Source organism: Aeromonas sp. FDAARGOS 1408 (assembly GCF_019048665.1).
GTDB lineage: Bacteria > Pseudomonadota > Gammaproteobacteria > Enterobacterales > Aeromonadaceae > Aeromonas > Aeromonas dhakensis.
Genome location: NZ_CP077394.1, coordinates 523,764 through 538,195, shown reverse-complemented (window position 1 = coordinate 538,195; position 14,432 = coordinate 523,764). Strand labels below are relative to the sequence as shown.

Annotated in this window: 15 protein-coding genes; 12 read left to right on the top strand and 3 right to left on the bottom strand. The window is 62.7% G+C overall.

Translation table 11 applies throughout. The annotated features are described in order from the left end of the window. Window positions 1–136: 136 nt before the first annotated feature. The 5 genes from I6L38_RS02785 (at window position 137) to I6L38_RS02765 (ending at window position 3,001) form a co-directional block, all read left to right on the top strand. The gene (locus I6L38_RS02785) at window positions 137–1,165 is read left to right on the top strand and encodes a DUF3549 family protein (protein WP_043171954.1); all 1,029 of its coding nucleotides are present in this window, start codon (window positions 137–139) and stop codon (window positions 1,163–1,165) included. A gap of 68 nt (window positions 1,166–1,233) precedes the next feature. Next, on the top strand, window positions 1,234–1,533 hold the full coding sequence (locus tag I6L38_RS02780; RefSeq protein WP_005303488.1) for a DUF3301 domain-containing protein: 300 nt from the start codon (window positions 1,234–1,236) through the stop codon (window positions 1,531–1,533). 57 nt (window positions 1,534–1,590) lie between these two features. Beyond that, window positions 1,591–1,827 (top strand): DUF2789 domain-containing protein, encoded by a 237-nt coding sequence (locus tag I6L38_RS02775; protein WP_005303490.1) that lies wholly within the window; start codon window positions 1,591–1,593, stop codon window positions 1,825–1,827. An 88-nt stretch (window positions 1,828–1,915) separates the two neighbouring features. Further along, complete coding sequence (locus I6L38_RS02770) at window positions 1,916–2,212, top strand: DNA-binding protein (RefSeq protein WP_005303492.1); 297 nt, start codon at window positions 1,916–1,918, stop codon at window positions 2,210–2,212. A gap of 3 nt (window positions 2,213–2,215) precedes the next feature. Continuing rightward, entirely contained in the window at window positions 2,216–3,001 is a 786-nt protein-coding gene (locus I6L38_RS02765) for a Zn-ribbon-containing protein (protein WP_201885081.1), read from the top strand. Window positions 3,002–3,070: 69 nt separating this feature from the next. On the opposite strand, the gene syd is transcribed toward I6L38_RS02765, so the two are convergent. Then, window positions 3,071–3,619, bottom strand: a complete 549-nt coding sequence (gene syd / locus I6L38_RS02760; protein ID WP_011705080.1) for a SecY-interacting protein — start codon at window positions 3,617–3,619, stop codon at window positions 3,071–3,073. A 158-nt stretch (window positions 3,620–3,777) separates the two neighbouring features. Between syd and queF the strand changes: the two genes are divergently transcribed. The 7 genes from queF (at window position 3,778) to I6L38_RS02725 (ending at window position 12,887) form a co-directional block, all read left to right on the top strand. Then, the gene (queF, locus tag I6L38_RS02755) at window positions 3,778–4,626 is read left to right on the top strand and encodes an NADPH-dependent 7-cyano-7-deazaguanine reductase QueF (protein ID WP_005303498.1); all 849 of its coding nucleotides are present in this window, start codon (window positions 3,778–3,780) and stop codon (window positions 4,624–4,626) included. A gap of 137 nt (window positions 4,627–4,763) precedes the next feature. Further along, window positions 4,764–7,034: a hypothetical protein gene (locus I6L38_RS02750; RefSeq protein ID WP_216989124.1), complete on the top strand. Its 2,271-nt coding sequence runs from the start codon at window positions 4,764–4,766 to the stop codon at window positions 7,032–7,034. Window positions 7,035–7,124: 90 nt separating this feature from the next. Further along, complete coding sequence (locus I6L38_RS02745; RefSeq protein WP_019839040.1) at window positions 7,125–8,732, top strand: diguanylate cyclase; 1,608 nt, start codon at window positions 7,125–7,127, stop codon at window positions 8,730–8,732. Window positions 8,733–8,882: 150 nt separating this feature from the next. Further along, window positions 8,883–10,238 carry a nucleotide 5'-monophosphate nucleosidase PpnN gene (ppnN, locus tag I6L38_RS02740; RefSeq protein ID WP_017764101.1) on the top strand — a complete coding sequence of 452 codons (1,356 nt, stop codon included), beginning with the start codon at window positions 8,883–8,885 and terminating at the stop codon, window positions 10,236–10,238. Window positions 10,239–10,367: 129 nt separating this feature from the next. After that, window positions 10,368–11,171 (top strand): flap endonuclease Xni, encoded by an 804-nt coding sequence (gene xni, locus I6L38_RS02735; RefSeq protein ID WP_005303507.1) that lies wholly within the window; start codon window positions 10,368–10,370, stop codon window positions 11,169–11,171. Between the two features lie 146 nt (window positions 11,172–11,317). Beyond that, window positions 11,318–12,325 carry an isocitrate dehydrogenase gene (locus I6L38_RS02730; protein WP_043171959.1) on the top strand — a complete coding sequence of 336 codons (1,008 nt, stop codon included), beginning with the start codon at window positions 11,318–11,320 and terminating at the stop codon, window positions 12,323–12,325. Between the two features lie 121 nt (window positions 12,326–12,446). Continuing rightward, complete coding sequence (locus I6L38_RS02725; protein WP_043171960.1) at window positions 12,447–12,887, top strand: hypothetical protein; 441 nt, start codon at window positions 12,447–12,449, stop codon at window positions 12,885–12,887. Window positions 12,888–12,958: 71 nt separating this feature from the next. Here the strand turns inward: I6L38_RS02725 and rlmM are convergent, their stop codons facing one another. Then, on the bottom strand, window positions 12,959–14,053 hold the full coding sequence (gene rlmM / locus I6L38_RS02720) for a 23S rRNA (cytidine(2498)-2'-O)-methyltransferase RlmM (protein ID WP_043171109.1): 1,095 nt from the start codon (window positions 14,051–14,053) through the stop codon (window positions 12,959–12,961). Then, window positions 14,046–14,432, bottom strand: coding sequence for a DUF423 domain-containing protein (locus tag I6L38_RS02715; RefSeq protein WP_043171107.1), 387 nt, complete (start codon window positions 14,430–14,432; stop codon window positions 14,046–14,048). Before I6L38_RS02715 ends, rlmM begins: the two co-directional genes overlap by 8 nt.

Genomic DNA, 14,432 nt, shown 5'->3' with positions numbered 1-14,432 from the left:
ACCCTCCCCCCCGCTCTCTGCCATGCCCCCGGCGGCCATCAGTACGGGTCGCCGCCGGCCGCAACACGCCTCCCCGCTGGCTATCTTGTGCCAGCGCCTTATAATCGGCCCGCATCACCCTTAGCCGGATCACCTCATGTCCACCATCAATACTCTGACTGACTTTCTGACCCAGGCCGATACCCAGTTTCAGCTGTTCGACATGGGTCGCCAGGTGCGGCCGCTGGCGAGCGACACCTTCGTGCGCATCGAGCAGCAGCAGGAGCCCTACCCCTGGCCCCTGCAGCAGCACGCCTGGCTCGGCGTCCACTTCTTCCAGCCGGCCGAATCGCGCCACTACCTCTGGTTCCTCAAGTTTGCCCTCGACGAGCGCGGTCTGCTCATCTCGAGCGGCCCAAAACACTTCATGGATCAGGTGGTGGAGACCCTGGGCTACAAGCTGACCGGCGAGCTCGATGAGGAGAAAGCCCAGCGGCTGGCCGAGAATCCCTACACCTTCCGCCCGGCCGAAGCCAAGATGGCCAGCCTGCACGCCAAGCTGGCACGCCAGCTGGAGCAGGCCCCGTCCGCCTACTTCGAAGGGCTCTGCCACTACCTGTCCGCCCCCTCCCCCGAAGGGTGGCAGACCCTCGGCGTGCAGGGCTTTGCCGATCTGGCGGAGCGGCTGCAGGATGAACGCAACCTGGCGCTGGTGTGCAAGGCGCTGCCGAAGCTGCCGCAAGAGCCGCTCTATGCTCTCTGCCAGAGCCTGGAGAACGCCCCGCTGCCGCCGGCCGTACAGGGCGCCCTGTTCGAGCGCATCGGCAAGGAGCAGGAGTGCGCCGAGCCCAACGCCGAGACCCTGGCCTACCTGTGTCGGGCGCTGGCCTCCTGCAACGGCAGCAGCATGCGCACCAACAAGCTGCTGACCCTGCTGCAAACCCAGCCGAGCCCGGCCCTGCTGCTGGCCATCGCCGGCCGGCTCTGGCCCGATCTGAAGGATGCCACCCTGCTCAGTCTGTTCCTGGAGCAGCTGGCCCTGCAGCCGACCCAGTTCTTCAATCAGGTATTTGCCGAACTGGTGACCCTGCCGGCCCTGCGCAATGATATGCTGGCCAAACTGCGCGACCCCGAGCGCAGCGACGCCCTGGGCCAGGCCATCGGCCGCCTGTTCGCCTCGGCCTGATGATAGCGGCGCCCCGCCACCCTGGCGGGGCGCCGCCCGACACGGACACACCGCAAAAGGAGCCCGCGATGGGTGAAGTGCTCGCCATCTTGCTGCTGACCCTGGGTGCAGGTGCCTTCTGGCACCAGCGGCGCCAGGCCGAACTCGCCTGGCAATACATGCGCCGCTACTGCCAGCATCACGACCTGCAACTGCTGTCGCTGGCACGCAGCCACCGGGCGCTGGCCCACCAGCCGCTGCGCCTGCTCACCTATTACGAGTTCGAATTTTCCAGCGATGGCGAGAGCCACTACCTGGGGCAACTGCGCATGCAGGGGCTGCAGGTGGTCGGCGTTGACCTCCCGCCACATCGGGTACCCAGCCTGTAAATCTCCCGCCTCGGGGCGAGCCTATACTGTTCTGGAATGTCTTTTCGGAGAGATGAGATGGAGTTCCTGACCCACGATCTGGCCGCCCTGTTTGCCCAGCTGGGGCTGGCCAACGACGAGCTGAGCCTGCACCGCTTCATTCACGAGCACCGCCTCGACAACCAGACCCTGCTGCCGGAAGCCCCCTTCTGGACCAGCGCCCAGGCCAATTTTCTGCGCGATGCCCTGTGGAACGATTCGGACTGGTCGGAAACCATCGACGAGCTGGACGTACTGCTGCGCCGGCACGATTGACCCGCTTCCCGCTTTTCAGCCCCGCGCGCTTTGGTTAAGCTCTGTGCCCCGTCCAGCCCCTATATCCCCATGCCGTGCAGGAGCACTCATGTCAGCCCAAGAGATCATCCGCATCGCCAATGAACTGGCGGCCAAGGGCATCGCCCCCACTACCGCCATGGTCAAGGCCCGCCTCGGCCAGCCCGTTCCCATGGCCGAGCTGCTCAAAGTGCTGAGCCAGTGGAAGCAGCAACCCGCAGCCGCCCCGGAAGTCGCCAGCCCGGCGCAGGAGGCCCCCGCTCCCGCCGCCGAGCCCACCCTGTTGCAGCTTGCCGAACGGCTCGAACGTCTCGAACGCAAAGTGGATCGGTTGACCGAGCTGCTGCTCCAGCAGGGGAAGTCGTGAACCATGTACATCCTCGAACTCTGCTTTGAGTGCTATCGCGACACCTCGCTGGGCGAGGCCGAGCGGGCCATCGTCAACTACCTCGACATGCTGCGCTATCAGGGCCAGATCCTCGGCCGGGAGTTCCCCACCAGCATGCACGACGGCTACTTCGTCAGCCGGGTGGTCTGCCCGGAGCAGGACAGCCTGCACCCCGACAACCAGAGCGAGCAGGTCAAGCTGGCGGAACAGGGCCTGCACCAGGCCGGGCTGCTCGCCCCCAAACTCCACCTGCAGGGGGCGGACCTGCTCTCTGACAGCACCGACCCTTGCGGCCATGATGGCGAACGTCCCAGCTGGATGCTGCTCTATACCAGCTTCCTGCACACCTGCTCGCCGCTGCGCTGCGGCGATCACTTCGCCCCCATCCCACTCTATCGGCTGCCGGCCGTTGCCAACGGCGACCACAAGCAGATCATCAAGTGGCAGGAGGATTGGGAGGCGTGCGATCAGCTGCAGATGAACGGCTCCATCGCCGAACATGCGGCGCTGCACGAAATCGGTGAGGTGGGCAGCCGCCTCCAGCGCCGTGGCAGCGATCTCGGCAAGCGGCTGGAAGCCCTGACCGGCATCCCCACCTACTACTACCTCTACCGGGTAGGTGGCCGCAGTGCGGCCGAGGAGAAAGCCCGCCCCTGTCCGGGCTGCGGTGGCGAGTGGGCGCTGGCCGAGCCCTTGCACGAGATCTTCGACTTCAAGTGCGATCCCTGCCGGCTGGTCGCCAACCTCTCCTGGGATTTCAAGGACTGAGCCCGGCGGTGAACCAAACAAAAACGCCTTGCCGGTCGGCAAGGCGTTTTTCATTGTGACTGACGCCGCTTATTGCGGCAGGGTCTCCAGCCGCTCGAGGAATGCGGGCAGAGAAGGCGCCAGCACCAACCGGCGGCCCGAGTCGAGCCACTCCAGCCACACCTGACCACTCTCGTTGTCGAGCGATACCAGCGTCATCTCGTTGCGAGTGGTGGCGATGAACAAAGAGGGTGAGCGCTTCAACTTGCGCAGCATCAGCAGGTGGCCGATGAGGTTCTCCTTGAGCAGGTCGAGATCCGCCTCGTTCCAGGGCAGCACAAACTCGAGCCGCAATCCCTTGTAGAGACAGGGCACAGGGCGGCTGAACCAGCCACCAAACAGGGCCTGCGCGGCCGGGTGCAGGGTCAGCTCGAGCGCCTCGTTCATCGCCGTGAAATCGGCGGGCTCGGCGCGCCGATGCGGGCGCCAGGCGACCCGGCCTTCCTTGGGTTCATCCAGCTCGCAGGGGGAGCGCCAGTCCGCCTCCCACTCGCACAGGGGCAGCCCTCGCCTCGCCTCGCCGTCGCGCTGCCAGCGCAAAAAAAAGTGTTCCAGGGCAGACAAGACTTGATCCGACATCGAAATTCCCCACAATTGCTGCCAAAGTCCGCTATTGCACCATCAAAGCCATGAGCAGACAAGGTGAAGCGCGGATCGCCAGCCGGCACTCCCCGCCTTGCCACCCCAAGCGGGGCCCATGCCTCTGCCATCGCCCATTCAACGTTCGAGTCACACAGATGAGCAAACAAGATAGATACGCCGGCGCCAGCGCCCTGCAGGGGCTGAGCCTGGGCCAGCAATCGGCCTACATCAGCCAGTACACCCCGGCCCTGCTGCAGCCGGTGCCCCGCAGTCTGAACCGCGACGACCTCGGTCTTGGCGGCGAGCTGCCGTTCCAGGGCTGCGACGTCTGGACCCTGTACGAACTCTCCTGGCTCAATGCCAAAGGCAAGCCCATGGTCGCCGTCGGCGAGGTCTCGGTGCCTGCCACCAGCGCGAACCTCATCGAATCCAAGTCGTTCAAGCTCTATCTCAACTCCTTCAACCAGACCCGCTGCGACTCGCTGGAAGCGGTGCAGGCCATGCTGGTCAAGGATTTGAGCGCCTGTGCCGGCAGCGATGTGAGCGTCACCCTGTTCCCGCTGGCCCAGGCTCCGCACCACATTGCCGCCCTGCCGGGCGAGTGCATCGACGAGCAGGATATCGAGGTGGACTGCTACGAGTTCGATGCCGACCTGCTGCAAGGTGCGGCCGGCAGCCTGGAGGTGGAGGAGACCCTGCACAGCCACCTGCTCAAGTCCAACTGCCTGGTGACCAGCCAGCCGGACTGGGGCTCCGTGGTGATCCACTATCGCGGCCCGCAGCTGGACCGGGAAAAACTGCTGCGCTACCTCATCTCGTTTCGCCAGCACAACGAGTTCCACGAGCAGTGCATCGAGCGGATCTTCACCGATCTCAAGCACTTCTGCGCACCGAGCCAGCTGACCGTCTACGCCCGCTACACCCGCCGCGGCGGCCTGGACATCAACCCGTTTCGCAGCGACTGGGAAGTAGTGCCGGCCAACCTGCGCCTGATCCGGCAATAATCCGCAGGCCCTGCCCCCGCCGCTCTGCGCCGCCAGCGCCCGGATAACGGGGCTGGCGCGCAATCTGTCAGTAAACTCTGGACGCACGGGGGCGGGCTTGGATAACATGCCCTCACTCCCGTGCTGCCCTTAATCCAATGAATCAACTGTTTTTTCTGGCAATGATGATGTCCTCCCTGTCCGCTCCTGATCTGGATCTGGCCAAGGAGCAGTTGTCCATCGATCTGCAACAGGCCCAGACCCTGGTGCTGACCGATCCTGCCAGATGCGTGCAGATCACCTCCGCCTTCCTTGCGCGCACGGCCAATAATCCCAAGCAAATCATCAGCAATCGCCAGGAGTACGGCTACCGCGAGCCACTGTTGAGCTATGGCACCGCCGCCCAGGCCACCGGCGCCCACCTGCTCAAGGGGGAGTGCCTGCTGCAACTGGGCCAGTTCCAGGCCGCCCAGAAGTCCCTCGATCAGGGCATCGCCATGGCGGCCAAGGAGCAGCAGCTGGAGCTGCAGGCCCACGGCCTCTACCTCAAGATCCGCAGCCAGAACCTGCTGGAACGCTCCCACGGTGCCAGCAGCGGCCTGCTCGGCCAGCTGGAGACCCTGCTCAGCACCCCCAGCCTGAAAGAGAGCCAGCTGCAGGTTTACAGCCGGCTGCTGCGCACCAATGCCAGCATAGAGGCGCACCAGTTCGACGAGGCCAAACGCCAGCTGGCCGAAGCCCGCCGCTGGGCGGATCAGACCAAGAACCCGCTGGCCAGCGCCTGGGTCAGCGCGGTGAGCGGCGATCTCTACCACGCCCTCAAGCAGCCGCAGCTCTCGCTGGGCGACTACATCGACGCCCAGCAGCAGGCCAGGGGCCTGCAGGATCCCCTCTTCCTCGGCCTGCTGTCGAACCAGATAGTGAACCTCTATGAAGAGGAGCAGGAGCCGCAGAAGGCGCTGCAATATGCCAATGAGGCAGCCAACTACTTCCACGCCCTCGGCAATCCCTCCCTGCTGAGCGACGCCCTCATCGTGCTGGCCCGCCTCAACCGGGAGCAGGGCGAGATGAACATGGCGCTGGTCTACTTCTTCAACGCCCTGGATCTGCTGGACGAGGGCAACAACCGCACCCGCATCGCCAACCTCAAGTACGAAATCGGCAAAACCTATCTGGAAACCGGCAACCTGACCCTGGCCCGCAACTACCTCACCGCGGCCCGCCAGTCCCACGAGCTGGGGGATGACAAGGAGCCGCTGATCGACACCCTGCTGCTGCTGGGCGAGCTGCACCTCAAGCAGAAGGAGGCGGGCATCGCCATCCTGCAGCTGGAGAACGCGCTGGCGCTGGCCAACCAGATCGGCGACACCCAGCGCCAGTTCGAGATCTTCCGCCTGCTCTCGGCCGCCTACGAGCAGAAGGGCTATCTGCAGCAGGCGCTGGAGAGCTACAAGAATTTCCACCAGCGCAGCGAGCAGGTCCGCCAGCAGCAGGTCGATCTGGAGCAGGAGGCGATCCGCGACAACTACGCCCAGGTGGAGCGTGAACAGCAGATCAAGGAGCTGGAGCAGCAGCTCAGCACCAGCAAGCATCAACAGGATCGCTACCTCTGGTCGAGCGTGATAACCGGCCTGCTGCTGACCCTGTTCATCTACCTCTTCTTCACCCTCTGGCTCAAGTTGCGGGTCGCCCGCCTGCAGGGCAAGCAGCTGGGCGAGGCGCTGCTGCTCGAGCCACGCACCGGGCTGGCCAACTGGCAGCGACTGATGAGCCGCTGGCCACGGGAGATGGCCAAGCGCCAGCAGCGCTCCGAGCGCTGGTATCTGAGCGAGCTGCCCAGCAGCGAATTTGACGACAAGCTGCACTACCTGCTGTTTCGGGTCCCCTTCCTGGTCAACAGCCTGGAGCAGCACGGCTACCAGGTGAGCCGCGAGATAGAGCAGGCCTTCGGTGCCTACGTCAACGGCCTCACCCCGCAGGATGGCCGCATCTACGACCTTCGCGAAGGCCATCTGCTCTATGTGGTGCCCCAGCGTCATGTGGAGGATCTGCACCGGCTGGCCCGCGAGCTGCTCGCCGTACTGGCCGAGTTCCCCTGCCAGCATCCGCTCGATCGCCACATCAGCCTCGGCATCGTCAGCCACCCCTTCCTGCCCAAGGCGGCCACCGCCCTCGATCATCACGGGCTGTTCGACCTCTGCTATCTGGCGCTGGCAGGAGCCATTCAGCTCAGTGAAAAATCCCAGCAAAGCGTCTGGTTGGAGCTGGCTGCCATCGATTGCCAGCAGGCCGCATTTTTTAATGGGGATGTGTGGCAATGCTGCTTGATGGCAATTGACAAGGGACTGGTAAAAGTAAATTCTTCTCATGAAAAGCAATGGGTTAATTGGCTTCAACTTTCACGGAAGAGAGTGCCGGTTGATCAGTGACGAATAGATATTCAACTGGGTCTGGAACTGGGTTCGACCGCTGTTGCTATCCAACACAACAACGATAATGACAACAGGGCGACCTGAATAATGAATGATATCGCTGCCGTAGCCGGACAACTGGCCAGACTCAGGGAATCCCTTCAGCAAAAACAGCTGGAGCTGGACGGCATTGTCTCCTTCTCCGATACCGAGCGCGCCCGCAGCATCCAGTTCATCGCCAAGCTGATGCAGGCCTGCCGCGGTCACGACCGGGAGCTGGACAACAAGCTCGCCAAGCTCAAGCAGAAACTCGACGGCAACCCGCCGCTCTCCTCCCTCGACGCCGATCTCGCGGTCATCGAGAAGCTGCTGCAGCAGCACGGCAACGCGCTGGAAGAGTCCATCTCCCTGACCAAGTCCGCCATCGAACTCGGCTCCAAGCAACTCAAGGCGATCAAGGGCTTCCCGGAAGATACCCGCAAATCCCTCAAGGAGTTTCTGGCGAGCCCGGATGGCTATGGCATCGGCGATCACCAGAAGAAGGTGATCCGGCTGCTGGAGTTCTACCAGCAGGCCATCAAGATCCAGCTGTTGCCCAGCCAGCCCCTGCTGGCCCAGAGCAGTCAGCCTGAGGTGGTCACCGATCTGGCCGCCCCCGAGCCGGATGCCCCCTTTGACGTCAAGATCCACGCCCACATCGCCGACGAGCTGCAGCGGCTCATCACCGAGCTCGACTTTGCCGGTGCGGTGGGCGAAAGCCTGGCGGACATTCGCCGCCAGTTGCTCAATGGCATCACCCCTCCCCTGCTGGCCGAGATCTGCCTGCAGGTGATCGAGCTCATCATCGAGGGCACTCGCGAGGAGCGTAAAGCCTCCCAGGCGTTTCTCAGCACCCTCAACGAGAGCCTCTCGGCCGTCCACTTCAGCTTCACCGAATCCCTCGACGAGGGGCGGGCCCTGCAAAGTGCCACTCTGGATACCCGCAAGGCCATCGACCAGGAGCTCAAAGCCATCGACCATACCCTGGCCAGCCATGACACCCTGGGCGACCTCAAGGAGGCCATCTCAGGCCACATGGGCGCCATCAGCCTGCTGCTGCAGGACAGGGAGGCCATGGCCGCCCGCGAACGCCACCTGCTGACCCGCCTCTCCACCATGGAGGCCAAGCTGCGGCTGATGAAGGAGGAGACCGCCGAGTACAAGAAGCGGCTCACCATCCAGAAACACAAGCTGTTCCTCGACAGCCTGACCCAGGTGCACAACCGGGCGGCACTCGATGAGAGGCTCGAGCTCGAATACAAACGCTGGCTGCGCTACGGCACCCCGCTGTGCCTGGCCATCATCGACATCGACCACTTCAAGAACATCAACGACAACTACGGCCACATGGCCGGCGACAAGGCGTTGAAGGTAGTGGCCAAGGCGCTGCAGGGGGCCCTGCGCGATACCGACTTCATCGCCCGCTTCGGCGGCGAGGAGTTCGTGGTGTTGCTGCCCAACATCAACCCGGACAAGTATCAGAAACCGCTGGAAACCTTGCGCCAGACCATCAAGAGCATTCCGTTCCGCTTTCGGGATGCCAGGGTCGAGATCACCATCTCCATCGGCGCCACCCTGTTCAGGGAGGGGGACCACACCACGGATGCGTTCGAGCGGGCCGACAAGGCGCTTTACAGCTCCAAGCACTCGGGGCGGGATCAGGTGAATCTGGCCTGACGAGCGCCTAAAAAAGCAGCAAACGCACTTTCCCCCTATTCCCCTGCCCCACCGCTTGCAACTACTATCAAATTCAAGGGATGCCACAGGGCATCCCGTTTTCTCCCCAGGGAAAAGCACAACGATAACAAGCGAGTGAAAGGGGAACATATGATTACGCACATCAATCCAGTCGGCAGCATGGACTTGCTGTCCCAGCTCGAGGTGGACCGCCTCAAGCAAACCGCCTCCAGCGATATCTATCAACTGTTTCGCAACTGCTCGCTGGCGGTACTCAACTCCGGCAGCCATACCGACAGCTCCAAAGAGATACTGGAGCGCTTCAAATCCTTTGATATTCATGTGATCCGGCGCGAGCGCGGGGTCAAGCTCGAGCTGTTCAACGCCCCCGAACACGCCTTCGTCGATGGCGAGATCATTCGCGGCATTCAGGAACACCTCTTCTCCGTGCTGCGCGACATCCTCTATGTGTCGACCCAGCTGGAGTCGAACCGGCTGGTCAACCTCACCAGCTCCACCCACATCTCCAACGTGGTGTTCGCCATCCTGCGCAACGCCAAGGCGATCCTGCCCGGCGCCGACCCCAACCTGGTGGTCTGCTGGGGCGGCCACTCCATCAACGAGATCGAGTACCAGTACACCCGTGCGGTGGGCAGCGAGCTGGGACTGCGTGAGCTCAACATCTGTACCGGCTGCGGCCCGGGCGCCATGGAGGGCCCGATGAAGGGGGCCGCCGTCGGCCACGCCAAGCAGCGGGTGCGCAATGGCCGTTACATCGGCCTCACCGAACCCTCCATCATCGCCGCCGAGCCTCCCAACCCCATCGTCAACGAGCTGGTGATCCTGCCGGACATCGAGAAGCGGCTGGAGGCCTTCGTGCGCCTCGGCCACGGCATCATCATCTTCCCGGGCGGGGTCGGCACCGCCGAGGAGCTGCTCTACCTGCTCGGCATCATGATGCACCCGGCCAACGAGCGGCAACCCATGCCCATCGTGCTGACCGGCCCGAAAGAGAGTGCCGACTACTTCCGCGCCATCGATGACTTCGTCAAGGCGACCCTGGGGGAGGCGGCCACCAGCCTCTACCGGATCATCATCGGCGATGCCCCCGAGGTGGCCCGGGTGATGAAGGAGGCGATGCCGAAGATCCGCGAATACCGCAAATCGGTAGGGGATGCCTACTCCTTCAACTGGTCCCTCAAGATCGAGCCGGAGTTCCAGCTGCCGTTCGAGCCGGATCACGCCAACATGGCCAGCCTGGATCTGCACCGCAACCAGCCGCCCCAGCTGCTGGCGGCCAACCTGCGCCGTGCCTTCTCCGGCATCGTCGCCGGCAACGTCAAGGAAGGGGGCATCCGCGCCATCGAGAAGAAGGGGCCGTTCAAGATCCATGGCGACAAGGAGCTGATGCACCTGATGGACAAGCTGCTGGAGAGCTTCGTCAGACAGCAGCGTATGAAGCTGCCGGGCAGCCAGTATGTACCCTGCTACGAAATCGTGCGCTGACGGGCAGCACAGATGAAACGAGGGGCGCATGGCGCCCCTTTTTTATTGCTGCCAGCCCTTCGGCCATCAATCCCCCATTGAGCCCGCTGGTTTGTTACAATGGGGCGTTCCGACTGCCAAGAGTGCCCCATGTCAAACCCAAGGCCACACCTGCTCATCATCGATGCCCTCAACCTCATCCGCCGGCTGCACGCGGTGCAGGCTCAGCAGGCGCTGACTCCGGCCCAGGCGTTGATCGCCACCCGTGCCAACCTCATCAATACCTGCCGCAAGCTGCTGGCCGGCAGCGAGCCGACCCACGTCATTGCGGTGTTCGATGGCGAGGTGCACAGCTGGCGCAAGGAGGTCTATCCCGCCTACAAGGAGGGACGAACCCCCATGCCGGCCGAGCTGCGCGAAGGGCTGAACGAGCTGCAGGATGCCTTCTGGGAGTGCGGTGTCGATGCCCTGCTCTCCCAGACCGACGAGGCGGACGATCTCATCGCCACCCTGGCCAGCGGCATTGCCCAGCACGGTGCCAGCGCCACCATCATCTCCACCGACAAGGGCTTCTGCCAGCTCATCTGCCCGCAGATCCGGATCCGCGACTACTTCAACAAGCGCTGGCTGGATGCCGCCTTCGTCGAGCAGCAATACGGGGTGACCCCGGCCCAGCTGGTGGACTTCTGGGCCCTGACCGGCATCGGTGGCTCCAACATCAAGGGGGTGCCCGGCATCGGCCCCAAGACCGCCACCCAGCTGCTGCAGCAATACGGCGATCTCGCTGCCATGCTGACCGCCTGCCAGCAGGAGGACGCCGCCAAGCCTTTGCTCAAGCTGCGCCAACACCAGGATGAGGCCCTGCTGGCCCAGCGACTGGTACGGCTGCAGCGGGACATCCCCCTTGGCTTCAACCTGCGGGAGATCCGTTATCCGCCCGCCCCGGATGCCTGATGACGCTATCTCGCCAAGCATGACCGGACTCACTCTCGCTGTTGACAAAAACAGATAGAATGTAAAGAAACATGGAGGGTTAGGTGGAGAAATGGTATAAAACCGCCGAATCCTCCCCCTCTGTTCCCTAGAAGTGGATACGTCTCATGTCAAAAAGAAAAATTACCGTCATCCCGGGCGACGGCATCGGCCCCAGCATCATCGAATCCGCCATCCAGATCCTGACCCACGCCGGCTGTGACTTCGAATACGAATACGCCGACGCCGGTCTGGTGGCGCTGGAGAAACACGGCGAGCTGCTGCCCCAGGCCACACTCGACCTGATTGAGAAGAACAAGGTCACCCTGAAAGGGCCTCTCACCACCCCGGTCGGCGGCGGTTTCACCTCCATCAACGTCTCCCTGCGCAAGAAGTTCAACCTCTACGCCAACGTGCGTCCCGTGCTCTCCTTCAAGGGCACCCGCAGCCGTTACGACAACATCGACATCATCACGGTGCGTGAAAACACTGAAGGGATGTACTCGGGTGCCGGTCAAAAGCGCAGCGATGACAACCAGAGTGCGGAGGCGATGAGCATCATCACCCGCGAAGGGGCCGAGCGCATCGTCAAGTTCGCCTTCGAGCTGGCCCGTCAGGAAGGGCGCAGAAAGGTCACCATCATCCACAAGGCCAACATCCTCAAGTCCACCTCCGGTCTGTTCCTGGAAGTGGCCCGTGAGGTGGCCAACCGCTACCCGGACATCCAGAGCGAAGAGATGATCGTCGATGCCGCCTGCATGAACCTGGTGATGTACCCGGAGCGCTTCGACGTCATGGTCACCACCAACCTGTTCGGCGACATCCTGTCGGATCTGTGTGCCGGTCTGGTCGGCGGCCTCGGTATGGCGCCGGGCGCCAACATCGGTGATGGCGCCGCCATCTTCGAAGCGGTGCACGGCTCTGCCCCGGACATCGCTGGCAAGAACATCGCCAACCCCACCTCGGTGATCCTCGCCTCCATCCAGATGCTGGAGTATCTGGGTATGCAGGAGAAGGCCGAGCGCATTCGCGAAGCGGTGCGCGCCACCATCGAATCTGGCGACCGGGTGACCCGGGATCTGGGGGGCAGCGCCTCCACCAGCGAGTTCACCCAATCCATCATAGATCGTTTGTAATTGGTGCCAACTTGTTGATTTAAAAAGGGAGCTTCGGCTCCCTTTGTTTTATCTCACGGCGCGCTCCCCCCTTTGTCGATTGGCTACTATGTTCAATAGATAAGGGATAAGGAGATCCATTATGCGCGCTATCGTTACCCTGTTGCTCATCAGCAGCAATGTCATGGCAATAGACAGACCGGTCGAGAATGTCTGGCCCCAGCTGCCGCCATCCCCCCAGCCGGCCAGCCAGGTCTGGCAATCCACCCTGGATACCAATGACCTGCTCAAGGCCCCCAAGCCCCTCTCCTTCGGGATGGATGTCGTCACCGACAGCAATGGCAACAATCAGGTCACTCCCTATCAGAAGCTCAACCTGACCGCCGAGAAGAGCGTCAGCCTCTCCTTTGAGCAGCACAAGCCCAGGATCAAGTTCAAAACCGCCGGCATGAACACCTCTCTCAAGCTGCGCAGCAACGGCGTCAAGCTGGAGTTCAGCCCGACCGATCGCACCATACCGCTCGACATCGAGCTCAAGCTTACCGATGGCGAATCCTCGCTGCGTTTTGACTATCGCTTCTGAACGCAAGCCGAATAAAAAGGCCGACAACCTCGAGGTTGTCGGCCTTTTTGTCAGCCCATGTCAGCCAGCCTTCACTCCTGGGGGGAGAGCTTGGAGACCCAGTACTTGTTGAAGACGTGCACCGTGATCTCTTCGCGATCGTGGTAGAGCTGCTTGGCCTGAATGATGAAGCCGCCGTCGATCTCCGCCAGCAGTTCACGCAACACCTGGATGTTGTGCACCGCCTCGGCGTAGCGCTTCTTCATCGGCAGCTTGAGGTTGAACATGGCTTCCTGGCAATCACCCTCGCGAAACCAGTCGGCGATCATGTGGGTCACCCGTGCCGGCTTGTCGACCATGTCACACACCAGCCAGTAGATATTCTTCTTGCTGGGACGCCAGACAAAGCCGTCATCGCGGATGTGCTTGACCTGGCCGGTATCCATCAGGGATTGCGCCATCATGCCGTTGTCCACCGCGGTCACCATCATGTCGCGACGCACCAGCTGATAGGTCCAGCCGCCCGGGCAAGCACCGAGATCCACCGCCTTCATGCCGGAGCGCAGCCGCACGTCCCACTCTTCCCGCGGTACGAACACGTAGAAGGCCTCTTCCAGCTTGAGGCTGGAGCGGCTCGGCGCATCGGCCGGGAAGCGCAGACGCGGGATCCCCATGTGGAAGGCGGAGTTGTTGAAGGAGTAGGAGTAACCCAGCAACACATGGTCGTTGGCCAGGAAGAAGGCGTGGAACACCGGACGGTTCGGAGTCTCCTTCTTGGTCAGGATCTCGTTGCTGCGCAGCGCTTGGCGCAGCGGCACGGTGAATTTGCGGCAGAAGGCGGAGAGCTCCTTCGCCTCGTTGGTGTCGGCCGTCTCCACCCGCAGATCACCGCAGATGGCGTAGTCGCGGGTCGCCTCGATGATCGGGGTGATCCGATCCGCCAGATCCAGCGCCTTGAGCTCGCAGGTCACCACCAGCATCTGGCGGATGAAAATGAGCTCCTTGAACGGCAGCTTGCGCGCCAGCAGATCGGCCTCTTCCTCACCGTAGCATTCGAAGATGATGTAGCCGCTGTCGTCCTTGACCCGGGCAAAGCCATAACACTGCATGTTAGTGGCTCGTTCGGTGATCTCTGCCGCCGCCTCTTTCTCAAAACCGGGGCGGCAATAAAGCAGCAGATTATTCATTCTTTCCTCCAAGACGACAGCCAGCCCACATCAGGGCCGCCCATCCCAACATAAAACAGAGGCCACCGGCCGGGGTGATGAGCCCCAAGCCCTTGCTGCCAAGCAGCACCATGGCGTAAATACTGCCGGAGAATCCCAGGATCCCCAGCACAAAGGCGGAACCAGCCAGGTTGATCACCTTGCTGCGCACACCGCACCACCCCAGCACCAGCAGGGCCAGGGCGTGAAAAAACTGATACTGCACGGCGGTATTGAACGCCGCCAGACGCGAAGGATCGATGCCGGTGGCCGCCAGACCGTGGGCACCATAGGCGCCCAGCATGGTCGCCGTCAGGCCGAAAAAGCCCGCCAGCACCAGCCAATGTCGATGAAATTGCAT